We start from the raw sequence: 22,513 nt of genomic DNA on the forward strand, positions 1-22,513 counted from the left end.
CTTCTATTTGACACGTTATTAACGTATGAAACCCCTCTCATTTTACATCCTTAGTTAGCATACAATAGGCTAGAATCATTGTCAATGAGTGGTTAGTGAAATTTGTCACAGGTTTGTAATTATTAACGAATTGTTCACAAATTATCTTTTTTCTTCTATTGACATCCGTTTTATTTTACTTATTAGCCTCTGTTCACTCAATAAGTAACGTCTTTTCTATCCGATCTTCCCTTCCGCCCCTTCTTGCAAAGATTATCGCTTTATAAACTCCTTCAGGAGGCAAGTCCTTTTTCAATACATCTTTTTTGATCAAACCGGAAGGAGCCGATCTGGACCAATCCAAATATCCAGCGAATTTCAAGCTATCTTCCTCATAAAGGGCAATACCGAATTCTTCAGCCCCGCGTGGAAGATACATTTCGTATCGATATGTGCCTTCCTGGTCCCCTTGACCAAAATCAAATCCCATTATCCTTGGATAATCAGGCTCTTCTTTTACATATAAATAAGGAAGGGATATTCTTTTGGTTCCTTCCATTATAATGAGGTATCCATCAAAGACTCCCTTTTTAAGCTTGGCTGGGTTGACCTGCAATCCGACTTTTATCCGTTTCTTTTCCTTCGGTTTCAAAGTAAGGGATTTCGGCAATTCCCAAGTGAGTCCCGTCTCTTTTAATGGGACCATGAATGAGTACTTCCTCATTTCCGTACCGGTATTTTCTATGACTATCGTTTCATGATGCTCTTCAATTCCTTCTTTTTTTGTATACATCCCAAAAGACAATGAGCTTGGGTTCAAGAGCGTGTCCGCTTTTAACGCTTCGTCGACCTGGATGCGCCCAGCCCCCTGTTCATATGTGTGATACAATTGATTTGCTGTTTTCCTCAATGGCTTGGAAGTGCTCATCAATGCAGATTTGACTTGATCAGGAGTCCACTCCGGGTGTTTTTGCAGGATTAAGGCGCATGCTCCTGCAACATGCGGTGCGGACATACTTGTTCCATCCAGGGACATATATCCTTTAGGAATGGTGCTTTCAATTTCCACTCCCGGTGCCAATACGTCAGGCTTTATTCCCCATGATACGGTTACCGGTCCCCTGGAGCTAAAATCCGCGAGCCTATCCTGCTCGTTCTTATAAACAAATTGAACGGTTTTGCTTTGCCCTTGCTCCATGATTTGCTTGAGCTGCAATCCATCTCTTCTATTAATAGAAGAAGCCGGGATGTTCATTTCTTTTTCCAAGCTTCCAGTAAAGGTCCCGCTCGTATTATTAAAAACAATTACCCCCTTCGCACCCGCCTTTTCTGCATTGGATACTTTCTGCTGGAAGGTAAGTGTGCCACGTTCCAACAACACAATCTTATCCCGAACATTCTTTAGGTCCTTTTTATTACCCAGTCCCCCATATATGACATCCTCGGAAAACGTCAGGTTCCATTTTTTAGAGCCTTGAAACAAGGTTAAATGCGATTGATGCTTTTTTGATCCAAGTCCGTAAATCATATACGGCACCCTTAAGGGCGGAGTCGAAGCCCCAACGGAAATCGCTTTTTCCGCTGTACCGGGTGAACCGACGGTCCATACAGCCGGACCGGAATTCCCGTTTGATGTCACGGCAACAATGCCGCTTTCCACAGCTTTATTCAACGCAAGGGAGATAGGTAAATCAGGACCATTGACGTTATTCCCTAGAGAGAGGTTCAATACATCCACCTTATCCTTCATGGCTGACTCAATGGCCGTCAACACTTGATCTGTATCTCCAGAACCGCCTGGCCCCAATGCTCGATATGCGTAAATCTCCGCTTCAGGTGCGACGCCTTTCATTTTTCCATTGGCTGCAATGATGCCCGCCACATGAGTGCCATGCAATGTATCCAGGTCGCCTTGATTTTTGGTTTCCATCGGATCTGCATCACCATCAACCAGATCCTTACCTCCTTTATAAGCTCGTTGCAAATCTGGATGTGTATAATCGATGCCAGTATCGATTATCCCTACCTTTATCCCTTTCCCGGTGATCCGGTGATTCTCCTTATCAAAGAAACCCCTGACCCTGTCTCCTCCTATGTATGGGACACTTTTATCCAACACGGCTTGATAAACGGATACTTCCGTTACTGCCTGAATTCCACCCTCCTTTTTAAGTTGTTCTATTTCATTCATTTTCCCATGAAGGGAAAATCCATCCAGGGCAACCGAATAAACATTCCGTAATTGAAGAGATGGATATTTTTCAAGCAGTTTTTCGATCTTTTTTCGATTAAACGCCTTATCCATCGTGACAACAACCGTTACTTCCTTAGATTCAGATAGTTTTGGTAAAGGCGGCAGAATGACTTTTGCAAAGCCCTTTTCATATTGATAAATAAATATAAAAAGGAAAACAAACACTATGAACGTTTTCTTTCCCAACATAATCATCCCCTTAGCAGTTATCTTTTCTCAACAACCTTGGAGTATGCAAATAAAAAAAGGAAAAGCGCATGGCTTTTCCTCTTTTATGGTTCAAATCTAGTTGGCGGCATATTCACTTGCTTAAAATAGTAAAGGATGGCTTCAGCTATGCGTACCGAAGCATTTCCGTCCCCATATGGATTTGAAGCTTTGGACATTTTTTCGTGCACCTCTTGATCGGTGAGCAATTCATGTGCCAAATCATATATGGTTTGTTCATCAGTACCAGCCAATCTTAAGGTTCCAGCCGTAATCCCCTCAGGACGTTCGGTCGTATCCCTTAAAACCAGGACGGGTACACCAAGTGACGGTGCCTCTTCCTGGATTCCTCCAGAATCAGTCAAAATCAGAAAGGCTCTAGAAGCGAAGTTATGGAAATCCAATACATCCAGCGGTTCGATCAAGTGAACCCGCGGATCGTCCCCGAGAACTTCGTTTGCCAATTCTTGAACAAGCGGATTTAAATGGACAGGATATACCACTTGAACATCATCATGCTCAACAATGATTCTCTTAACGGCCCTGAAGATATTCCTCATGGGTTCCCCTAGATTTTCCCTGCGATGGGCGGTAAGCAAAATGAGCCTGTCTTCTCCAAGTCCATTTAAAACCGGATGGGAATATGTCGACCTTACAGTCGTTTTTAAAGCATCCGTTGCCGTATTTCCCGTCACGAAGATATTATCCTTCTTGTTCTCGTTCAGCAGATTCTCCTCGGCTTTCGAAGTCGGCGCAAAATGCAAATCCGCCATCGTACCCGTAAGCTGTCGATTCATCTCTTCCGGATAGGGGGAATACTTATTCCATGTGCGCAGCCCCGCTTCTACATGCCCAATGACAATTTGATTATAAAAAGCTGCCAGACTGGCAACAAACGTTGTGGTTGTATCACCATGAACGAGAACAATATCTGGTTTAGCTTCCTTCATTACGGAATCAAGACCATTCAATGCTCTTGTTGTAATGTCAGCAAGCGTTTGCCTTTCCTTCATTATGTCCAAGTCATAATCCGGCTGTATGGAAAATAGTTCGAGAACTTGATCTAACATTTGGCGATGCTGAGCCGTGACAGCAACGATCGGCTTGAAATATTCTGGGTGTTTTTGAAATTCGAGTACTAAGGGAGCCATTTTGACAGCTTCTGGTCTCGTCCCGAAAATGGTCATGACTTTAATCGGTTTGTTCATTCGTGACACCTCAGTTTCTTTCCTTATTTTGTGCCGAATAAACGATCTCCTGCGTCTCCAAGACCCGGAACGATATAACCATGTTCATTCAGTTTTTCGTCAAGACCCGCAATATAGATATCAACATCAGGATGAGCTTCTTTTAAAGCTTCCACACCCTCTGGAGCTGCAATCAAACACATGAATTTAATATTGACTGCACCGCGTTTTTTAATGGAATGGATCGCTTCGATGGCTGATCCGCCAGTGGCTAGCATCGGGTCAACGACAATGCATTCCCTTTCTGCCAAGTCACTTGGCATCTTCGCATAATATTCAACCGGTTTCAATGTTTCAGGATCACGGTAAAGTCCAACATGTCCGACCTTTGCAGCAGGAATCAGCTTAATGATTCCGTCCACCATCCCTATTCCCGCACGTAAAATCGGGACGATTCCCACTTTTTTACCAGAAAGCATTTTCACTTTCGCTGTGCTTACAGGCGTTTGGATTTCCACTTCTTCCAGCGGCATATCCCTCGTGATTTCAAATGCCATCAATGATGCAACTTCATCCACTAGTTCACGGAATTCTTTTGTTCCTGTATTTATATCACGTATATAGGCTAATTTGTGTTGAATTAACGGGTGATCGAAAACATAAACTTTTCCCATTTGGCATCTCTCCAATTCCATTGCTTAGTTTTGCGCTTTTTTATGATTTCCCTAATCGAATAGAAAAATTTTCGTGTCTTTTAAATTTCACTTCAACCTATTTTACAGAAAAATGTTTCAATCTTCAATAAAGGTTTAGTTGTCAGACCTATTTTCACTATTCGGATTCTTCTAACACACCGACTTCCATAAATGAAAAAACCGCTCCCTTTAAAGGGAGCAGCCCGATATTACAATGAAGGATATAATTCAAATTTGTTCGCTAATGATTCAACACGCTGTTTTGCTTCTTCAAGCTTAGCTGCGTCTTCATTATTTTTCAATACAAGTCCGATGATAGCAGCTATTTCATCCATGTCTTCCAATCCGAAGCCACGTGATGTCACTGCCGCAGTCCCAATACGTATACCGCTGGTAACGAATGGTTTTTCCGGGTCATAAGGAATCGCATTTTTGTTCACGGTAATACCGATTTCATCCAAAACATGCTCTGCGATTTTTCCCGTTAACCCTGTAGAGCGTACATCAAGAAGAATCAAGTGATTGTCCGTTCCATCAGAAACAAGAGTGAACCCTTCTTTCTTCAAACCTTCACCCAAACGTTTAGCATTGTCGATGATTTGTTGAGCATATACTTTAAAATCATCTTGAAGCGCTTCGCCGAATGCAACAGCCTTAGCTGATATAACATGCATCAAAGGACCGCCTTGAATTCCAGGGAAGATGGATTTATCGATCTTCTTACCGAATTCTTCTTTACAGATGATCATCCCGCCGCGTGGTCCGCGAAGTGTTTTATGAGTAGTTGTCGTAACAAAGTCAGCATAAGGAATTGGACTTTGATGTAATCCAGCCGCAACTAAACCTGCAATATGCGCCATGTCGACCATTAAATATGCCCCGACTTCATCCGCAATTTCACGGAATCGCTTGAAGTCGATTTCCCGTGGATATGCACTTGCACCCGCTACGATCAATTTAGGTTTGTGTTGACGCGCTTTTTCCAATACATCATTGTAATCGATACGGTGATCTTTTTCGTCTACACCATATTCAACAAAATTGTAGTTAACACCACTGAAGTTTACTGGACTTCCATGTGTTAAGTGACCGCCATGCGAAAGGTTCATCCCAAGCACTGTGTCGCCAGTTTGAAGCACTGTAAAGTAAACGGCCATATTGGCTTGAGCTCCAGAGTGAGGCTGTACGTTCACATACTCGCCTCCGAAAATTTCTTTCGCACGCTCACGTGCTAGATCTTCAACGATGTCTACATACTCACATCCGCCATAGTAACGTTTTCCAGGGTATCCTTCTGCATACTTATTAGTCAAGACCGATCCTTGCGCTTCCATGACAGCTTCACTCACGAAGTTTTCAGAAGCAATAAGCTCAATTTTACTTCTTTGACGCCCTAATTCCAGTTGAATTGCGTTAAACACTTGCTCATCTTGCTTTGCTAAACGATTCATTCCGTAATTCCTCCTTAAATTGTGCGTGATTCGCTTTTTAGTATTTATGTGCAACATGCCTTCAAAAAGCATGAAAAAGCCATATCAATAGTTATTAGAAAATTCTACTCCATTTTAACATGTCTAATTTAGAAGTGATAGTCTAATTTTATCGAACATTAAATGTTTTTTCATTTAAAAATGTTCGTATTTAACATCAGAATTATGGTAAATAGCTCTTTCACCTTATATTACAAGAGCGAAATCACCATTCTATTAGCACTATAAAAGAAAGTTTTTTCTTTTGATCCTTTACTTTGAGCGTTACGATTTTGCCGCCTCAATTAAAAAACAGCATTTCCCATCCGAGAAATGCTGTCTTGCTTACCCATTAAGTACAACTTTTGTTTCCAGAGAGGTCCCGATAAACTGCACGCTCCCCGCCAATCAGTTTCGGGCGGGTTTTTGCCATGGTCACATGTGCATGTCCTATTTCTTTAATGGCAGAGCGAATCGGAACCGCAACATGCTTCAGATGCATACCAATGAATGTGTCTCCAATATCTATCCCCGCATCCGCTTTGATATGTTCAACGACGACTGCATCTTTCCATTGCTGATAGGCGTACGTCGCCATCGATCCCCCAGCTGTTCTTACAGGTACGACCGAAACTTCTTCATAACCATAACGAATCGCGGTTTCCCTTTGTAAAACCAAGGCCCTGTTTAGATGCTCACAACATTGATATGCAACCTGAACACCCGTTTTTCCTTGAAAATCCCTCACTACGGAAAAAATCATCCCAGCAACATCGAGTGTCCCTTCAGTACCGATCCTTTTCCCGATCACTTCACTTGTACTGCAGCCGATAACCAGTAGCTGTTTCTCTTTTAAAGCCGTCTGTTCTTGGAACTCGTATAAAAGTTCCCTAAACTGGTTTTCCCATATCTTAAGCTCATTTGAAAATGTAGCATCACTTGTCATGAAAACGCATCCTTTCAATAAGAAAACTTGCTATCGGAACTCTCCAAAAACCAAAAGAATTAGCTGTGCTTACCTTCGTACTCCGCAATCTTACCAATCCTGTTTTGATGGCGCCCGCCCTCAAATTCCGAAGTCAGCCACGTTTGGGCAATTTCCCTGGCTAGACCAGGGCCAATGACACGTTCCCCCATCGCTAACATATTGGTATCATTATGCTGACGGGTCAATTTCGCGCTATAGACATCATGAACCAATGCACATCGTATACCTTTGACCTTATTGGCAGCAATGCTCATTCCGATTCCAGTTCCACAGATTAAAATGCCCCGATCGAACTCACCCCGTGCCACTTTTTCAGCAACCGGCAAGGCATAATCAGGATAATCCACCGACGTACTGCATTCACAGCCAAAGTCCTCAAATGGAATCTGTAACTCATTCAATAAATTCTTTATTTCTTCACGGATATGTATACCACCATGATCCGAAGCAATCGCAACTTTCATCATAATCCTCCTCTAGCTTTTTCATTTGATTTTATTGTGTCACAAAATTATGAAAAGATAAAGGATGTCCATCCTTTTCCCCGCAAAGAAGCAGGAAACCAACTCTGGTTTCCTGCTTCTTTGCGGGGAATGGTCCTGTTCAACTTTTCCGCTTCCGCTTTAAGTTCCATTGACGATTTTTCGACATTTTCCATGACTGCCCCTCGTTCGCTTTTGACAGCCGACACTTCTTCCGCTCCAGCAGATGCTTATTCTGCAATGGCAGCCAATGCTGCCTTGATCCTATACCAAGCTTAGTAATATCTTTTACCCCAGCGGCCACATTATGTACCCCAGTTCAATTTTTAAGCCTTTTGACTAATTCATCTATCAATTCCTGCAGCTCTCTGAACGTTTCCCGATAAATGCCTTCAGAACCGCCGAACGGATCCATTATATCTCTATCATATTTATCGCCGAGAATGAATTCTTTTAAAGTAAAGGTCTTATCGATCATTTGGGGATATGAACGGGTAATGGCCGATTTATGCCCTTCCGTCATGGTGAAGATATGAGTTGCCCACTCCATTTCCTTCGCGGATAAAGGCGTTGAATGATGATTATGCACTATGTCATTTTCAACCAATACATTTTTAGCATGCATTGAAGCATCCTGACCTGTCGAAGCATACACGCCTGCGGACTTCACTTCAACACCCGCAATATTCTTGTTTTTCAATATCGCTTCTGCCATCGGGCTTCGGCATGTGTTACCTGTACATACAAATAATACTCGGATCATTTTAACGCCTCCTTTTTTATTCATTATAAGCTATCGCCCGTTTATTATAGTCAAAAAATCACTGTCATTGTGTCCGAAGAAAAATAAAAACCGCTCCGTTAATCGGAACAGTTGAGGTAGGAATGATATGAATTCAGGCGGATCAAAAAGAGAACAATAGCTTCAATCCAAACGCACACAGGATGCTTCCGCCAAGAATCTCACTATACACGCCAAGCAAACCCTGCATTTTTCTACCCAGTAAAAGCCCGGCCCACGTTAATAGAGTGGCGGCAAACCCAAAACAAAGAACCGTTAAAATCGTTTTGGCACCGTAAATCCCCAGAGTCAACCCTACCGAGAAGCTATCCAGGCTTACCCCTAAAGCAAAAATGATTAAACCTTTCCCGACAGGAGCCAGCATCTTATTTTGCATGGCACTAGCTCCATCCTTTTTACCAGGAATAAACATCTGTATACCAAGAATGATCAACAATAGACCGCCGGCGTATGTAGCGAAGATCCCGAATTTTTCTGAAATGAAACGGCCTGCCCCCATTCCAAGCAAGGGCATCCAAATATGAAAAATGCCGACTGTCAAACCTATAAACAGAATTTGCCTCAACCTTAGCTTAAACATTCCCATCCCAAGGCCCACTGAAAAGGCATCCATTCCCAAAGCGAAGGCCATTAGCAATAAGGTGATGATTTCTCCAGCAAGTGTATTCATTCCAATCCCCCTCGGACGTGCCTACTACATGTTATGCATGTCCGAAAAGAAATAGAAGGATAAATCAGTCCTTATTACACATGTTCCTTGATGATTTGATGACCTGCAGCCTTCTCAAGCCGATTCATGACCGCAGCCCCTATTCCATGGTCAGGAAACATTTCACTAAAAATGACATCGACCTCCAGCTCGTCAAACTGTCTTAAGGCATCATATAAGCCTGTCGCAACTGAATGTAAATCGGCTAATGAACCTGGGACAACCACATAATCCGCCTTATAATCCTGCTGATGTTCATAAGCCGTAATGATGCCCACCTTTAACCCGTCACTTCTTTTTTCATCCACAAGCTTTTGAAGGAAAGCTTGATTACCCTTGACTAAAAATAGAGGGGCCTTCGGAGCATAGTGGGTATATTTCATGCCCGGAGCCTTTGGCGCCGTTTCCTGATTCTTCAAAGCGACATCTTGCCTGACTTCCCCAATTACCGCTTCCAGCTGTTCCAGGGTCACCCCGCCAGGCCTTAAAATAACAGGGACTTCCACAGTGCAATCCAGTACTGTGGATTCCACGCCCACACCTGTATTCCCGCCATCGACTATACCTGCAATCCGGCCCATCAAGTCATCTTCAACATGTTTTGCTGAAGTGGGGCTTGGTTTCCCGGAAGTATTTGCACTTGGAGCCGCAATGGGCAAACCACTCGCACGAATAAGGCCAAGGGCAACCTGATGATCCGGCATCCTGACAGCCACCGTGTCCAATCCAGCTGTCACAAGATTCGATAGCTGGCCCGGTTTCCGTTTCATGATCAAAGTCAAAGGACCCGGCCAAAATTCTGCCATTAGCTTCCGGGCCTGTTCCGGAATCTCTTCTACAATACCCGACAACTGGTCATCGGAGGCTATATGAACGATTAAAGGATTATCACTTGGACGCCCCTTTGCTTCGAACACTTTTTTGACCGCCTCGTCATTTTTGGCATTCGCGCCGAGTCCATAAACGGTCTCTGTAGGAAAAGCAACCACTTGATTAGCCTTTAATAATTCAGCTGATTGTGTAATCTGGGGATAACTTTGTAAATTATCCACATTTTTATCCACTGACCAAATTTTCGTTTTCATCTTGAACACCATCGCCTTTTAACATTTCTTATTTTATATAATCGCTTTAATATGAACGGTATTTTCAACTTAACGTACGAATTCCACTTAAAAGATACTTTGAAAGTATAAAAGAAGTATACACATATTTCAAGTGTTATCCACAAATTGGGGATAACCACATCGAATCCGTGGATAACTTTGTGGATATTAATGATTAATGACAGACTTTTTTGATTTTTTGTTAATAACCCTGTGGATATGTTTTTAAAATTATCTGAATTTAAAGAAGAGGGACTCTGCCCCCTCCTTAAAATAGATCATTGAAGATTTCTGCAAACAAGGACTTCACTTCCACCTCGGGCTCCTTTTCCCCTTCATATAATTGTTGACCTTTTTCATTGGATGCCGCAAGTTCAACCTTGTTTTCTTCAGCTTTCCCTTCAATCACTTCCTCTGTCACTTGTTCCTTATCTTTCACTGCCACTTCTTCTTTTACCTCTGGCTCTACAACCTCTTCTTTTACCGTTACTTCCGGTGCTTCCTCTTTTACACTCTCCTCGATTACCTCTTCTTCAACTACTTCCTCCGGCCTTTTTTCCTTTTCAGCCAGCACTTCTTCTTCAACCACTTCCTCCGCAACAGGTTCACTCTCTTCATTCGTTGCAGCATACGCCGTTCCTTCCGAAGTCAAGGAACCTTCCTCTTCATCCTCGACAATCGGACTTTGACTTACAGCCGTCCCATTTGAAAAATCCAAGAAACACAATGGGGGAAATAACACACACCACCAATTAGCTCCGTCCCCTTCACCAAGCGTGATAATCACTGCTTCATATTCCCCTGCCGGATATAAATACTGCCCGTACAGCTTTGTCGGAAATTCAGCTTGTCCAAAATCCACTTTCACCGACTGCTCCAAACCCTGTTCCTTTATTACCGCCTCAGCCGTCGCCTGGATATCCGGTAGATGCGAGGTGATCACATCCCTCGCCTCATCCAAAGAAGTAAGCTCAGCGACCCACTTTGTGATATCTTCATTTACCTTATCCCTAATCAGCCGTTTAACCGCTTGGTCCTCTTCTTTATCACTATTGGCGAGTATCCGCAGCCGAATCGCCTCATCCGGGATTACCTTCGTATCTTCTGCACCAACCATCTCCGCTTTAGGCATATATATACTTACGATCGTTCCTATAGTTAAGATTAATAGATAAATAATGGCTAAATGTTTAGTTTTCATCGCCTTCGCCCCCTCACATGAATCAGTCTCACCATTTTTCAGCTATCTTAAACTAGTAAAAACAAAAAAGTTGATAGCTGGAAATATAGATTCCAAAGGATAATGAGGGTGCTGTCCCTAAAAAAAACCGTCTCACATAAGGGAGACGGATCATTTTAATTCAGCAAAGACCATTCGATCTTTTTCATTAATGTCATTTATGATGGATACTTCCGCGGCAGGAAAGGTTCGCTTCAATAAATCGGCAACCGCCGCCCCCTGTCCTGCACCCACTTCAAAACCGATCAGTCCAGGCACCTTCATGACCAAAGGTAACTGTTCCATAAAGCGGCGGTAAAAATCCAGCCCATCGATACCGGCAAACAACGCACGGTGTGGTTCATGACCAGTCACGACCACTGACATGGATTTATGATCATCTTCTGGTATATATGGCGGATTCGATAAAAGAATGTCCACCTTCTCGTTTATATTCATGAAAGGCGAAAGCAAATCACCTTGCATGAACTCCACTTCGGCACCAAGTGATTCGGCATTTTTCCTCGCCACCTCAAGCGATGGTTGAGCTATGTCCGTGGCCGTCACCATCAGGTTTGATTTTTCAAGTTTCATCGTTATGGCAATTGCGCCGCTGCCAGTCCCAATATCAACTAAACGGAGCCTCTGTCCCTCCATAAAAATGGCCGGGAGTTTACGTAATGTATAATAAATCAATTCTTCTGTTTCCGGTCTCGGTATGAGCACTTCTTCATTCACAAAAAAGGTCCGTCCATAAAATTCTTCACTGCCGATTATATATTGGATGGGCGTCCCCTCAGCATGCAGCTCAATAGCGTCCTTAAATTGCCCAAAATCCGCTTCACTAAGCTCATCATGAAGGTTGGCCAGCATTTGGGAGCGAGTTTGTTTTAAAAAGTGCTGTAACAGGATTTCCCCAGCATTGGCATCACGATCATTTTCCTTTAAAAAAGAAGAAGCCCATTTAAGGGCTTCAAAAACTTTCACGGCAGAATTACTCATCTGCATTTTCCAGCCTTGAAGATTGGTCTTCCATGATTAATGCATCAACGACTTCATCCAGTTTACCTTCCATGATTTGATCCAGTTTTTGAATCGTTAAACCAATGCGGTGGTCGGTAACGCGGTTTTGCGGGAAGTTATAAGTCCGAATCCTTTCAGATCGATCGCCCGTTCCAACGGCCAGCTTCCTGTTTTGATCATATTCCGCCTGTATTTCGCGATTGATTTTATCGAACACCCTGGCACGCAAAACCTTCATTGCCTTTTCTTTGTTCTTGATTTGTGATTTTTCATCTTGACAGGATACAACCGTATTAGTCGGAATATGAGTCAAGCGCACCGCTGACATTGTCGTATTGACACTTTGCCCTCCAGGACCGCTTGATGCAAAGGTATCGACACGAATATCCTTATCATGGATTTCAACTTCCACTTCCTCAGCTTCAGGTAAAACGGCAACCGTGGCTGTAGATGTATGAATCCGACCGCCTGATTCCGTTTCAGGTACTCGCTGAACGCGATGGGCTCCATTTTCGAATTTCAACTTTGAATAAGCGCCATTGCCATTAATCATGAATATGATTTCCTTGTAGCCGCCAAGCCCAGTAGGATTTGCTTCAATGACTTCAGTCCGCCAGCCCTGCACCTCGGCAAAACGGCTATACATCCGGTATAGACTGCCTGCAAATAAGGCCGCCTCATCTCCGCCAGCCGCACCGCGGATCTCCATGATTACGTTTTTATCATCGTTGGGGTCTTTCGGAATAAGCAATATTTTCAGCTTATCCTCAAGGCCTTGTATGGTCTCATCAAGTTCATTGATCTCTTCTTTTACCATTTCACGCATTTCCGCATCAAGTTTCTCCTCCAGCATTGCCTTCGCTTCCTGAAGTTGCTCACGAACCGCTTTATATTCTTTATAAGTCGACGCGGTCTCTTGAATGCTGGATTGCTCCTTGGAATATTCCCTTAGCTTCTTGGAGTCATTAATGATCTCCGGGTCACTTAATAGTTCATTCAATCTTTCATATCTATCTTCTACTGCTTGCAAACGATCAAACAAATTATTCACCTCATAAATTTTCCAAAACATCTTAAACGATTTGGAAGTAATCCATCTCTTATTACTATAAATAAGTAGCTCAGTGCCCCAGCTCAGTTCACTTCTAGGTTAATTATAGTATAGGTGAATAATCAACGTCAAAGAGATTCAAAAATGTCGTGCCGTTACTTATTTAATTTGACATCTACATTATATTGAGGCACAACCCTGTTTATCATGCCTTGTATTCGCTGCATTTCCTTTTTTCTTTCTTTTTCGGTCTTGATTTTGCCTTTATCATGGACCGTAACGTGTATGGTATTTCCATTAAACCAAACGGAACCGGCCTCATAATTAGTTTCCGATTCGATCACCCCGCGGATTTCATCAATTTGCTGACCCATGGATGGAGAATTATTGGATGTATGATGCGGTGTGTTGAGGACCTGATCTGATGGTCGTTCCGCTTCATTATCCCAATCTTTATTGGATACTTGATTTAAACCATTGCCAACCCTGCCATCCCGGGATTGATCTCCATATTCCGAATCATTATTTATTGCATTGTCATTTTGACCGCATGCCGTTAGTGCAGCAAGCAGAAAGGCCGTCATGATAAGCAGTTTTGATTTCATATTTTTTCCCTCCATTTTGACTGGTTAAGAAGAACATTTCCTCGTTAGCCTACCCAAAATGGGGCAATATTTATCTTTTATTTCCCTTCCATGTATTGGTCAGGCCACCTGAATAACTAGACAGTTTTTCCATTTTTCCGCATAAAAAAGCACCCTGTGATCTCATTGGATCATAGGGCACCATCATTCAAATATGTTCTTTAATCCCAACAGCCTGCTTACCCGGAACTTCGTGATGATGGCGGCAGCGGGGCTCGTACGATTCCGATGCACCCACAAGGATGATCGGCTCATCATAGGAGGCCGGCTCCCCATCTATCAGGCGCTGTGTCCTGCTCGCAGGTGATCCGCATACTTCACACACTGCCTGCAGCTTAGTCACCGATTCTGCAAGCGATAATAGAACAGGCATAGGGCCGAATGGTTCACCTCTGAAATCTTGATCGAGTCCAGCCATAATCACTCGATAACCGCTGTCCGCAAGATGCTGGGCAACCCCGATAATTTCATGATCAAAAAATTGCACTTCATCTATTGCAATGATATCCAAGGGCTTGTCCAAATACTTAAATATATCCGTTGAATGGGCAATCGGTTTTGCCATCACAGAAGAGCCATTGTGTGATACGACAGCCTCTTCCGCATAGCGATTATCAATAGCTGGTTTAAATACAGCTATCTGCTCTTTAGCAAATTGAGCACGGCTGACTCGTTTAATCAATTCTTCAGATTTACCTGAAAACATGCTTCCGCAAATAAGCTCGATCCAGCCTGTTTGTTTCATTACATACATGGAAACAGCTACTCCCTTCCACCTGTCGATCCATTGGCCATAATTGAAGTCGACCTGGCTTTGTATAAATTCTTACTTGTTTATGGAAAAGAAAAAACAGGCAAGAAAAATACTTGCCTGTTTTTTAAAAAGTCCGGCTTATTTAATACCGTATTTTTTGTTGAAACGATCAACACGTCCGCCAGCTTCAGCGAATTTTTGACGACCAGTATAGAATGGATGGCACTCTGAACAAGTCTCAACTTTGATCTCTTCTTTAACTGAACCAGTTTCAAAAGTGTTTCCGCAAGAGCAAATTACTTTTGAAAGCTTATAATTTGGATGAATTCCAGTTTTCATTCTTTTCATCTCCTTATGCCCTGAATCATTCGAAACAGAGTTATATACTTCAAGTTGAGGGAAAAGCACCCTCACATTTATTGTAAAAACACATGAACTCATTATAACAACTTAAGACTAGTTGTGCAACTGTTTGTTTCTTACAGGGTTTAAGAACGTTTTACGCTCGCTGGACCCTTTTTCATTTCTGACATCTCTTCATCCAGCTTACTGAAAAATTCTTCATTGCCTTTTGTCTGTTTTAGACGGCGAAGGAATTTCTCCGAGAAATCAGGCGAATCTGACATCGTTTTCCTAATGGCCCATAGTTTATCCAGGCGATCTTTCGGAATTAGCAATTCTTCTTTACGCGTGCCTGAGCGACGAATATCGATTGCCGGGAAGATCCGCCTTTCTGCAAGGGCACGATCTAGATGCAGCTCCATATTACCCGTACCTTTAAATTCTTCATAAATGACATCATCCATTCTTGAACCCGTATCTACCAATGCTGTAGCAAGGATTGTCAGGCTGCCGCCTTCCTCGATATTCCTCGCCGCACCGAAAAAGCGTTTCGGACGATGGAATGCAGCAGGGTCAATACCCCCTGACAGTGTACGTCCGCTCGGCGGAATGACAAGGTTGTAAGCACGGGCTAGGCGAGTGATGCTGTCCATTAAAATGATGACATCCCGTTTATGCTCCACAAGGCGCATGGCTCGTTCCAACACCAGCTCAGCCACCTTGATATGGTTTTCCGGCACTTCATCGAAAGTTGAACTTACCACGTCTCCTGCGACGGAACGTTCAATGTCTGTCACTTCTTCCGGGCGTTCATCGATCAACAGCACAATCAATTCCGATTCGGGATGGTTTGTGGTTATCGCATTGGCAATTTCCTTGATGAGCATCGTTTTACCGGCTTTTGGCGGTGCAACAATCAGACCACGCTGTCCAAAACCGACCGGTGCCAGGACATCCATAATCCTGGTCGATAAGTTCTTCGGTGTCGTTTCCAGTTTAATTTGCCTGTTAGGATACAGCGGTGTTAAACCTGGAAAGTGGACACGCTCTTTAGCTGATTCCGGATTATCGCCATTGACCGCTTCAACATGCAGCAATCCATAATAGCGCTCGTTTTCTTTTGGAGGCCTTACCTTACCGGACACTTTATCTCCATTTCGCAAATCGAATCTGCGGATCTGTGAAGCCGAAATATAAATATCCTCCGAGCTTGGAGAATAATTAATTGGACGCAGGAAACCGAAGCCCTCTGAAGGGATGATCTCTAAAACGCCCTCCATGAATAGGAGACCGTCCTGCTCAGCTTGCGCTTTCAGGATAGCGAAAATAAGTTCCTTTTTGGAAAGTTTGCTGTAATAGGAAACTTTATATTCACGAGCGTGCTCATAGAGATCCTTAAGTTTCATGTTTTCTAAATTAGAAATAGTTAAATTCATTATGACACCACACTTTTATTAATTAAACGTTTTCACCCATACTGAAAAAGAATTGGTTTGTTAGATGGAAGAAAAACCGCAATCCATGTACCCGACCAGAGTTTTCTTAGAAAGGATGATACATTTTTACATGTAAAGAAGAAAATTATTTGAAGGCTTCTTGAAGTTTGGAGTGAAAGGGCAGATTTTAAATTATTAATAGTAGACCAAGCTTTATTTTACTTTTTTTATTTTAATTATTCAACTTAAATTTTTTTAAAGAGAAAGCGAGCGATGAAACCGCTCGCTTTTTAAAAGTGATTTTTCTAAAAAACGCTATCAGTCAATCAAACCATTCGGTTTAATCTTAAGACTGTGACGCCCATCAATGAATCGAACGGTACCAGATTTAGCACGCATGACTACGGATTGCGTTTCGCCGTAATGCCCTTTAAATTGTACACCGCGTAAAAGTTCTCCGTCAGTCACACCTGTTGCAGCAAAAATTGCGTCATCTCCGCGAACAAGATCTTCCATTCTGAGGACTTTTCCTAATTCAAGACCCATTTTCCCACAGCGTTCCACTTCTTCATCAGTATGTGGAACGAGCTTACCTTGAATTTCCCCTCCAAGGCATTTCAAGGCAACGGCTGCAATGACTCCCTCTGGAGCTCCGCCAGATCCGAATAAGATGTCAACACCGGTAAGATCGAAGGCCGTATTTATCGCTCCTGCGACATCTCCATCATTGATCAGCTTGATACGTGCCCCTGCCTCACGAAGTTCATGAATGATCTTCGAATGACGATCGCGGTTCAATACTGTTGCAACCACGTCTTGGATATCTTTATTTTTTGCCTTGGCTACCGCTTTCAGGTTGTCCAACACGGAAGCATTGATATCAATCTGACCAACTGCCTCGGGTCCGACTGCTATTTTATCCATATACATATCTGGGGCATGAAGCAAGTTCCCCTTATCGGCTATCGCCAATACAGCCAATGCATTCCAGCCGCCAGATGCAACGATGTTCGTTCCTTCTAATGGATCAACCGCAACATCCACTAGTGGCCCAAGACCAGTTCCAAGTTTTTCGCCAATATAAAGCATTGGCGCCTCATCCATTTCCCCTTCACCGATTACAACCGTTCCTTGCATGGGAATGGTATTGAAAACATCCCGCATCGCAGTTGTTGCTGCATCATCCGCTTCGTCTTTCTTTCCTCTTCCCATCCAACGAGCTGAATTTAGTGCCGCCGCCTCTGTTACGCGGACTAGCTCCATCGATAAACTTCTTTCCATTTCCGGTTCCCCCTCATGTACACTAGCATGATTTATTTATATATTAGTATAACACATTATATCATATATAGTAACACAATGAGGTAACAAGAAAAGGGATCAGCTTTTAAGCTGCTCCACTTCTTCTTGCGTCATTTCTTCACGCCAAATCGTCGCTCCCAAACCTGAAAGTTTTTCAACAAGATGGCTATATCCGCGATCTATATGTTCAAGCCCTGTCACTTCTGTAATCCCTTCTGCCATTAAACCGGCAATTACCAGAGCTGCTCCGGCACGTAAATCGCTTGCCTTCACTTTTGCCCCATGAAGTTGGACAGGACCATCGACGATGCCCGCTCTGCCCTCGACTTTGATCTTCGCATTCATGCGTCGCAGTTCATCAATATGCTTAAATCGTGCCCCGTATATCGTATCGGTCACCATGCTAGAACCGCTTGCTTTTGTTAAAAGGGAAGTGAAAGGTTGCTGAAGATCTGTTGGGAATCCAGGGTAAACCAACGTCTTGATATCAACGGATTTATAATTTTCTCCCGGTGAGACAAATATCTGGTCATCACCCGCTTCAATATTGATCCCCATTTCCCTCAATTTGGCAGTCAATGACTCCAAATGCTGGGGAATGACATTATCGATCAGAATCCCTTCACCGACAGCAGCGGCTAAAATCATGAAAGTACCGGCTTCAATCCGATCCGGTATGATCGTATGCTTGCAACCATGCAAACTTTCCACACCATCAATACGAATGATATCCGTTCCAGCACCCTTAATTTTCGCTCCCATATTGGTCAACAATGTGGCGACATCGATGATTTCCGGTTCTTTCGCAGCATTTTCAATCACAGTGCGGCCTTTGGCCAAAACGGCGGCAAGCATGATGTTGATCGTTGCCCCTACACTAACGACATCCAAATATATGCGTGCTCCCCGGAGCTCGTCCGCCCTAAGGTAAATGGCTCCTTGTTCATTCGTCACTTGTGCGCCAAGTGCTTCGAACCCCTTAATATGCTGATCTATCGGACGGGGTCCTAAATGGCAGCCTCCTGGCAAGCCGATCACTGCCTTTTTGAATTTACCAAGCATTGCCCCCATTAAATAATACGAAGCACGTAACTTCTTGACCCTGCCATTCGGAAGAGGCATTGAAATCATCCTGCTGGGGTTGACTGTCATCTGTCCTTCGTCAAAGGACACCTCACCGCCAATTTCCTCCATTAACTCTTTCAGCATCTGTACATCCGAGATATCAGGCAGGCCTTCAATCGTTACGGGAGAGTCCGCTAAAATTGTTGCCGGAATAAGGGCAACCGCACTATTTTTTGCTCCGCTGACACGAATGCTTCCCTTTAGGGGATAGCCACCGGCAATTTTAAGTTTTTCCATAATATACTCCCTTCCACGCTAAGCACTTAGAAGCTACTTCCAAAAAGTAATATTTTACCACGAGAAATTTGCATAATCCGACAACATTTACTATCTAGTTCTTTAGTTTACACAAAAGTAGAAAATTCATGTAAAAAAAGATAAAAATTTCTAATTTATATTAATTTTATTAAAACAGTGCAATCTATAGCGACTTAGCGGCAAGGCATTATGCTTCTGTACGTGAATTCCAATCATTCAAGAAAGCTTCAATCCCTTTATCCGTTAATGGGTGGTGGAATAATTGCATTAAAACTTTATAAGGAATCGTTGCAATATGTGCTCCTTTAAGAGCCGCTTCTGTAATATGCATCGGATGGCGGATGGAAGCTGCAATGATCTCAGCATTGATATCATGAATTGCAAATATGTCAGCAATATCCGAAATTAAATCCAAACCATTTTGGCCGATATCGTCCAAGCGTCCTAAAAATGGCGATACATAAGTTGCTCCCGCCCTAGCTGCCAATAATGCTTGGTTGGCACTGAAAATAAGCGTGACATTTGTTTTGACACCTTGTTTTGTAAGTGCTGAAACAGCCTTCAAGCCGTCTGGAGTCATTGGCACTTTGATCGTGATATTAGGTGCAATCGCAACAAGCTCCTTGGCTTCTGCCATCATTCCTTCAAAATCAAGCGCAATGACTTCAGCAGAAACGGATTCCTTAACAAGGCTTGTGATTTCTTTTAGCCGGTCATGGAAAGAAACTCCCTTTTCCCTGGCAACAAGAGATGGGTTAGTCGTAACACCTGCTAGAACGCCAAGTTCGTGTGCTTGTTTGATTTCTTCCATATTTGCTGTATCTATAAAGAATTTCATAAAATATCCTCCGTATGTAATCGATTTTTTATTTCTCTATTGAATTCTAATTGTTCGAAAAATAGAGATCGGATTAAGCCCAAATCTAAAAGAAACCATTAGGGGGGAGCCCCCCCAATGGGAATATTGCCTTACATTTAAAGGGATGGAACCCTTTTGAAATTATGCTTTGCCGTTTGAACCGAATTCACGAATTTTGCCGATGACCGTTTCTTTAATAGCTTCACGGCCAGGAACCATGTATTTACGAGGATCGTACACTTCAGAATCGTTATTCAGGATTTCACGAACCGCTTTAGTGAACACAATTTGATTTTCCGTATTCACATTGATTTTTGATGTTCCAAGAGAAATCGCTTTTTGGATATCTTTCGTAGGGATGCCTGTACCGCCATGAAGAACAAGAGGTTTGTTCGTTAAATCCCGTACTTCTTCCATTTCTTTATAGCCTAGGTTAGGTTCACCTTTGTATGGTCCGTGAACGGATCCCAAAGCTGGAGCAAAACAGTCGACATTCGTTTCTTTAACCAACTGTTCACATTCTTGAGGGTCTGCATATACGACTCCATCAGCGATTATATCATCTTCTTGTCCGCCAACCGTGCCCACTTCCGCTTCAACCGAAACATTCCGTGCGTGAGCGAATTCGACAACCTTCTTGGTTGTTTCGATATTTTCTTCAATTGGATGATGTGAAGCATCGATCATTACTGAAGTGAATCCCGCTTCGATGGCTTCCTTACATTTATCATAACTTGAACCATGGTCAAGGTGAATGGCCACAGGAACAGTGATTTTCATGTCTTCCAACAAACCTTGAACCATCATGACAGTCGTTTTAAAACCACCCATATGACGGGCAGCGCCTTCGGAAACACCAAGGATAACTGGAGATTTTTCTTGTTCAGCAGCAGCTAGGATAGCTTGAGTCCATTCAAGGTTATTGATATTGAATTGACCTACTGCATATTTTTCATCAAGGGCTTTATTCAGCATATCTTTCATAGAAACTAAAGGCATTTGATTTCCTCCTACTAGTGGATGTTTATTTTTAAAGTTAATTCTTTCTAGATATTCCCTAAAACCAAAGTAGCATACGCTTTATAAATCAGAATATCTCTCCTCTTTTAGCATATCAATACATCAAAAAAACAGCAACAATTACAACTGTACCATGTCTCAAATTTTATTCCAAAAAAACACGGCCCATCTAAAAAAAAGATAGCCGCGGTAATTTCCCCGTCAATAATATTAAACTTTCAAGACCGTTAACTCGATTGAATCGGTAAGTATTCACGAACGGCTTTTCTAATATCATCAATATCAAACGGCTTTGCAAAGTGTGTCATTGCACCTAAATCCTTTGCTTCTTGAATCATATCAAGTTCACCATATGCCGTCATGATTATGACCCGGATGTCCGGATCGACGACTTTCATCCTTTTCAAGATCTCAATGCCATCCATTCCCGGAATCTTCATATCCAGCAATACAAGATCGGGTGAATGGTTATTTAGCACTTCCAAGGCTTGAATGCCATTAGCTGCTTGAAATGTTTCATACCCTTCTTTATGTAACACCTCGTTCAATAAAATACGAATCCCGAATTGATCATCAACAATCAATATTTTCCCTGGCATTTTATCACCTCTCCCCTTTCCGATTCATCCATTAAATATATTAGCCTATTCGGCCTATTACCCGAAAAAGGGTAGTTACATAGATTGCGTCAAATTACTAGAGCAACGCATTTATTCATTCATGACATCTATGTTCATATTCGATAATTGTAACAAAATTCCTGCTGTATGGCTAAAAGGAATTTTAATTTTTTTGTTTTTTCGACCGATTTAGTTAATTCTGCCCTTTGGACCAAAAACCCTGAAACCTGTCAATGCAAAGGAAAGTCCTTTATAATAAGTATATTATTTTTTAAAGGAGTCCCTGATCATGTTAAAAATTTTCTCGACACAGATAAGCGGTTTATTTAAAAAAATGATTGAAAATGAAGCCTTTGAAATGGAGGATGCCGGACGCCTGCTGGCTCAGGCTGTGGTTGGGGACGGTTCTGTGTTCATTCACGGTTTTGGTGAAATGCAGGGCGTCACTGCCGAGGCATTGCATGGGGAGGAACCCTTTCCTAAGGCAAAAAGCTATGATTTAGGTGAAACAATTTCCAAGGAAGATCGATTTCTTATCTTCAGCCGCCATTCGGAAGATTCAGAAGCATTGATGCTGGCAAAACAACTCAAGGAAAAAGATATCCCATTTGTTGCGGTTTCTACATCCGTCCCTTCCGAAGAAGATTCTCTTTTGGAGTTGGCTGACGTACATATTGATTTACGCATCCAACGGGGATTGATTCCCGATGAAACCGGAAATCGATATGGGTACCCTACCCTCCTTACCGCTCTTTTCGCTTATCATGGAATTAAATTCACTCTTGAAGAAATCATAAAAGAATATGAAGATGAAGAATGATGAATTCATCTAAAAAGGTTCGGAAAAATATATCTTTCATCAAATGATGTTCCCGAACCCACTGACCACCCTCTAAATGTTAAAACAAATTTGATTGGAGCGGTGGTGCGCGGGACTCATGCGGGAAAGCACGTCTAAGCGGTGCTTGGAGTGGCCATCAAC

23 protein-coding genes are annotated in these 22,513 nt (G+C 42.6%); 1 reads left to right on the forward strand and 22 read right to left on the reverse strand.

What is annotated here, in order from left to right; genetic code table 11:
* Positions 1–193: 193 nt before the first annotated feature.
* The 22 genes from AC1DVB_RS01055 to AC1DVB_RS01160 form a co-directional block, all read right to left on the reverse strand.
* The gene (locus AC1DVB_RS01055; RefSeq protein WP_304362953.1) at positions 194–2,419 is read right to left on the reverse strand and encodes a S8 family serine peptidase; all 2,226 of its coding nucleotides are present in this window, start codon (positions 2,417–2,419) and stop codon (positions 194–196) included.
* Positions 2,420–2,505: 86 nt separating this feature from the next.
* Positions 2,506–3,648, reverse strand: a complete 1,143-nt coding sequence (gene wecB, locus AC1DVB_RS01060; RefSeq protein WP_057278187.1) for a non-hydrolyzing UDP-N-acetylglucosamine 2-epimerase — start codon at positions 3,646–3,648, stop codon at positions 2,506–2,508.
* A gap of 23 nt (positions 3,649–3,671) precedes the next feature.
* A complete protein-coding gene (upp, locus tag AC1DVB_RS01065; RefSeq protein ID WP_034315825.1) occupies positions 3,672–4,301 on the reverse strand; it encodes a uracil phosphoribosyltransferase in 630 nt (209 codons plus the stop codon).
* Between the two features lie 230 nt (positions 4,302–4,531).
* The gene (locus tag AC1DVB_RS01070) at positions 4,532–5,773 is read right to left on the reverse strand and encodes a serine hydroxymethyltransferase (RefSeq protein ID WP_053536892.1); all 1,242 of its coding nucleotides are present in this window, start codon (positions 5,771–5,773) and stop codon (positions 4,532–4,534) included.
* A 370-nt stretch (positions 5,774–6,143) separates the two neighbouring features.
* Entirely contained in the window at positions 6,144–6,737 is a 594-nt protein-coding gene (locus tag AC1DVB_RS01075) for a TIGR01440 family protein (protein WP_057278189.1), read from the reverse strand.
* A gap of 59 nt (positions 6,738–6,796) precedes the next feature.
* A complete protein-coding gene (gene rpiB, locus AC1DVB_RS01080; RefSeq protein WP_034315832.1) occupies positions 6,797–7,243 on the reverse strand; it encodes a ribose 5-phosphate isomerase B in 447 nt (148 codons plus the stop codon).
* Positions 7,244–7,290: 47 nt separating this feature from the next.
* On the reverse strand, positions 7,291–7,470 hold the full coding sequence (locus tag AC1DVB_RS01085; protein ID WP_239859819.1) for a hypothetical protein: 180 nt from the start codon (positions 7,468–7,470) through the stop codon (positions 7,291–7,293).
* Between the two features lie 110 nt (positions 7,471–7,580).
* A complete protein-coding gene (locus tag AC1DVB_RS01090; protein ID WP_048685867.1) occupies positions 7,581–8,024 on the reverse strand; it encodes a low molecular weight protein arginine phosphatase in 444 nt (147 codons plus the stop codon).
* Positions 8,025–8,166: 142 nt separating this feature from the next.
* Complete coding sequence (locus AC1DVB_RS01095) at positions 8,167–8,733, reverse strand: manganese efflux pump MntP (protein WP_230134278.1); 567 nt, start codon at positions 8,731–8,733, stop codon at positions 8,167–8,169.
* A 74-nt stretch (positions 8,734–8,807) separates the two neighbouring features.
* The gene (locus AC1DVB_RS01100; protein ID WP_057278191.1) at positions 8,808–9,857 is read right to left on the reverse strand and encodes an L-threonylcarbamoyladenylate synthase; all 1,050 of its coding nucleotides are present in this window, start codon (positions 9,855–9,857) and stop codon (positions 8,808–8,810) included.
* A 289-nt stretch (positions 9,858–10,146) separates the two neighbouring features.
* A complete protein-coding gene (gene spoIIR, locus AC1DVB_RS01105) occupies positions 10,147–11,079 on the reverse strand; it encodes a stage II sporulation protein R (RefSeq protein ID WP_063574647.1) in 933 nt (310 codons plus the stop codon).
* A 150-nt stretch (positions 11,080–11,229) separates the two neighbouring features.
* Positions 11,230–12,084: a peptide chain release factor N(5)-glutamine methyltransferase gene (gene prmC, locus AC1DVB_RS01110; protein ID WP_057278310.1), complete on the reverse strand. Its 855-nt coding sequence runs from the start codon at positions 12,082–12,084 to the stop codon at positions 11,230–11,232.
* A 7-nt stretch (positions 12,085–12,091) separates the two neighbouring features.
* On the reverse strand, positions 12,092–13,162 hold the full coding sequence (prfA, locus tag AC1DVB_RS01115; RefSeq protein WP_048683507.1) for a peptide chain release factor 1: 1,071 nt from the start codon (positions 13,160–13,162) through the stop codon (positions 12,092–12,094).
* A 164-nt stretch (positions 13,163–13,326) separates the two neighbouring features.
* Positions 13,327–13,776 (reverse strand): hypothetical protein, encoded by a 450-nt coding sequence (locus tag AC1DVB_RS01120; RefSeq protein WP_057278192.1) that lies wholly within the window; start codon positions 13,774–13,776, stop codon positions 13,327–13,329.
* A gap of 187 nt (positions 13,777–13,963) precedes the next feature.
* Positions 13,964–14,569 carry a thymidine kinase gene (locus AC1DVB_RS01125; RefSeq protein WP_034315845.1) on the reverse strand — a complete coding sequence of 202 codons (606 nt, stop codon included), beginning with the start codon at positions 14,567–14,569 and terminating at the stop codon, positions 13,964–13,966.
* Positions 14,570–14,707: 138 nt separating this feature from the next.
* Positions 14,708–14,908, reverse strand: a complete 201-nt coding sequence (gene rpmE / locus AC1DVB_RS01130) for a 50S ribosomal protein L31 (RefSeq protein WP_034315847.1) — start codon at positions 14,906–14,908, stop codon at positions 14,708–14,710.
* A gap of 149 nt (positions 14,909–15,057) precedes the next feature.
* Positions 15,058–16,347: a transcription termination factor Rho gene (gene rho / locus AC1DVB_RS01135; protein ID WP_034315849.1), complete on the reverse strand. Its 1,290-nt coding sequence runs from the start codon at positions 16,345–16,347 to the stop codon at positions 15,058–15,060.
* A 318-nt stretch (positions 16,348–16,665) separates the two neighbouring features.
* Positions 16,666–17,628 carry a class II fructose-bisphosphatase gene (gene glpX, locus AC1DVB_RS01140; RefSeq protein ID WP_034315852.1) on the reverse strand — a complete coding sequence of 321 codons (963 nt, stop codon included), beginning with the start codon at positions 17,626–17,628 and terminating at the stop codon, positions 16,666–16,668.
* A gap of 99 nt (positions 17,629–17,727) precedes the next feature.
* On the reverse strand, positions 17,728–19,011 hold the full coding sequence (locus tag AC1DVB_RS01145) for a UDP-N-acetylglucosamine 1-carboxyvinyltransferase (RefSeq protein ID WP_034315853.1): 1,284 nt from the start codon (positions 19,009–19,011) through the stop codon (positions 17,728–17,730).
* 208 nt (positions 19,012–19,219) lie between these two features.
* Positions 19,220–19,870: a fructose-6-phosphate aldolase gene (fsa, locus tag AC1DVB_RS01150; protein WP_034315855.1), complete on the reverse strand. Its 651-nt coding sequence runs from the start codon at positions 19,868–19,870 to the stop codon at positions 19,220–19,222.
* A 162-nt stretch (positions 19,871–20,032) separates the two neighbouring features.
* The gene (locus AC1DVB_RS01155; RefSeq protein ID WP_048683519.1) at positions 20,033–20,890 is read right to left on the reverse strand and encodes a class II fructose-bisphosphate aldolase; all 858 of its coding nucleotides are present in this window, start codon (positions 20,888–20,890) and stop codon (positions 20,033–20,035) included.
* 248 nt (positions 20,891–21,138) lie between these two features.
* Complete coding sequence (locus tag AC1DVB_RS01160; protein WP_034315860.1) at positions 21,139–21,510, reverse strand: response regulator; 372 nt, start codon at positions 21,508–21,510, stop codon at positions 21,139–21,141.
* 310 nt (positions 21,511–21,820) lie between these two features.
* On the opposite strand from AC1DVB_RS01160, the gene AC1DVB_RS01165 reads away from it, so the two are divergent.
* Positions 21,821–22,351, forward strand: a complete 531-nt coding sequence (locus tag AC1DVB_RS01165; RefSeq protein WP_057278193.1) for a DUF2529 domain-containing protein — start codon at positions 21,821–21,823, stop codon at positions 22,349–22,351.
* Positions 22,352–22,513 lie beyond the last annotated feature (162 nt).

This window comes from Peribacillus sp. P4_D6 (assembly GCF_056401795.1).

What these genes read in the sequence shown, in the direction of transcription:
- spoIIR (WP_063574647.1), bottom strand. Translation starts at nt 11,079, where the DNA reads ATGAAAACTAAACATTTAGCCATTATTTATCTATTAATCTTAACTATA.
- rho (WP_034315849.1), bottom strand. Translation starts at nt 16,347, where the DNA reads ATGAATTTAACTATTTCTAATTTAGAAAACATGAAACTTAAGGATCTC.
- AC1DVB_RS01160 (WP_034315860.1), bottom strand. Translation starts at nt 21,510, where the DNA reads ATGCCAGGGAAAATATTGATTGTTGATGATCAATTCGGGATTCGTATT.
- AC1DVB_RS01165 (WP_057278193.1), top strand. Translation starts at nt 21,821, where the DNA reads ATGTTAAAAATTTTCTCGACACAGATAAGCGGTTTATTTAAAAAAATG.
- upp (WP_034315825.1), bottom strand. Translation starts at nt 4,301, where the DNA reads ATGGGAAAAGTTTATGTTTTCGATCACCCGTTAATTCAACACAAATTA.
- wecB (WP_057278187.1), bottom strand. Translation starts at nt 3,648, where the DNA reads ATGAACAAACCGATTAAAGTCATGACCATTTTCGGGACGAGACCAGAA.
- AC1DVB_RS01070 (WP_053536892.1), bottom strand. Translation starts at nt 5,773, where the DNA reads ATGAATCGTTTAGCAAAGCAAGATGAGCAAGTGTTTAACGCAATTCAA.
- fsa (WP_034315855.1), bottom strand. Translation starts at nt 19,870, where the DNA reads ATGAAATTCTTTATAGATACAGCAAATATGGAAGAAATCAAACAAGCA.
- AC1DVB_RS01095 (WP_230134278.1), bottom strand. Translation starts at nt 8,733, where the DNA reads ATGAATACACTTGCTGGAGAAATCATCACCTTATTGCTAATGGCCTTC.
- glpX (WP_034315852.1), bottom strand. Translation starts at nt 17,628, where the DNA reads ATGGAAAGAAGTTTATCGATGGAGCTAGTCCGCGTAACAGAGGCGGCG.
- rpiB (WP_034315832.1), bottom strand. Translation starts at nt 7,243, where the DNA reads ATGAAAGTTGCGATTGCTTCGGATCATGGTGGTATACATATCCGTGAA.
- AC1DVB_RS01125 (WP_034315845.1), bottom strand. Translation starts at nt 14,569, where the DNA reads ATGTATGTAATGAAACAAACAGGCTGGATCGAGCTTATTTGCGGAAGC.
- rpmE (WP_034315847.1), bottom strand. Translation starts at nt 14,908, where the DNA reads ATGAAAACTGGAATTCATCCAAATTATAAGCTTTCAAAAGTAATTTGC.
- AC1DVB_RS01075 (WP_057278189.1), bottom strand. Translation starts at nt 6,737, where the DNA reads ATGACAAGTGATGCTACATTTTCAAATGAGCTTAAGATATGGGAAAAC.
- AC1DVB_RS01100 (WP_057278191.1), bottom strand. Translation starts at nt 9,857, where the DNA reads ATGAAAACGAAAATTTGGTCAGTGGATAAAAATGTGGATAATTTACAA.
- AC1DVB_RS01155 (WP_048683519.1), bottom strand. Translation starts at nt 20,890, where the DNA reads ATGCCTTTAGTTTCTATGAAAGATATGCTGAATAAAGCCCTTGATGAA.
- AC1DVB_RS01120 (WP_057278192.1), bottom strand. Translation starts at nt 13,776, where the DNA reads ATGAAATCAAAACTGCTTATCATGACGGCCTTTCTGCTTGCTGCACTA.
- AC1DVB_RS01145 (WP_034315853.1), bottom strand. Translation starts at nt 19,011, where the DNA reads ATGGAAAAACTTAAAATTGCCGGTGGCTATCCCCTAAAGGGAAGCATT.
- AC1DVB_RS01090 (WP_048685867.1), bottom strand. Translation starts at nt 8,024, where the DNA reads ATGATCCGAGTATTATTTGTATGTACAGGTAACACATGCCGAAGCCCG.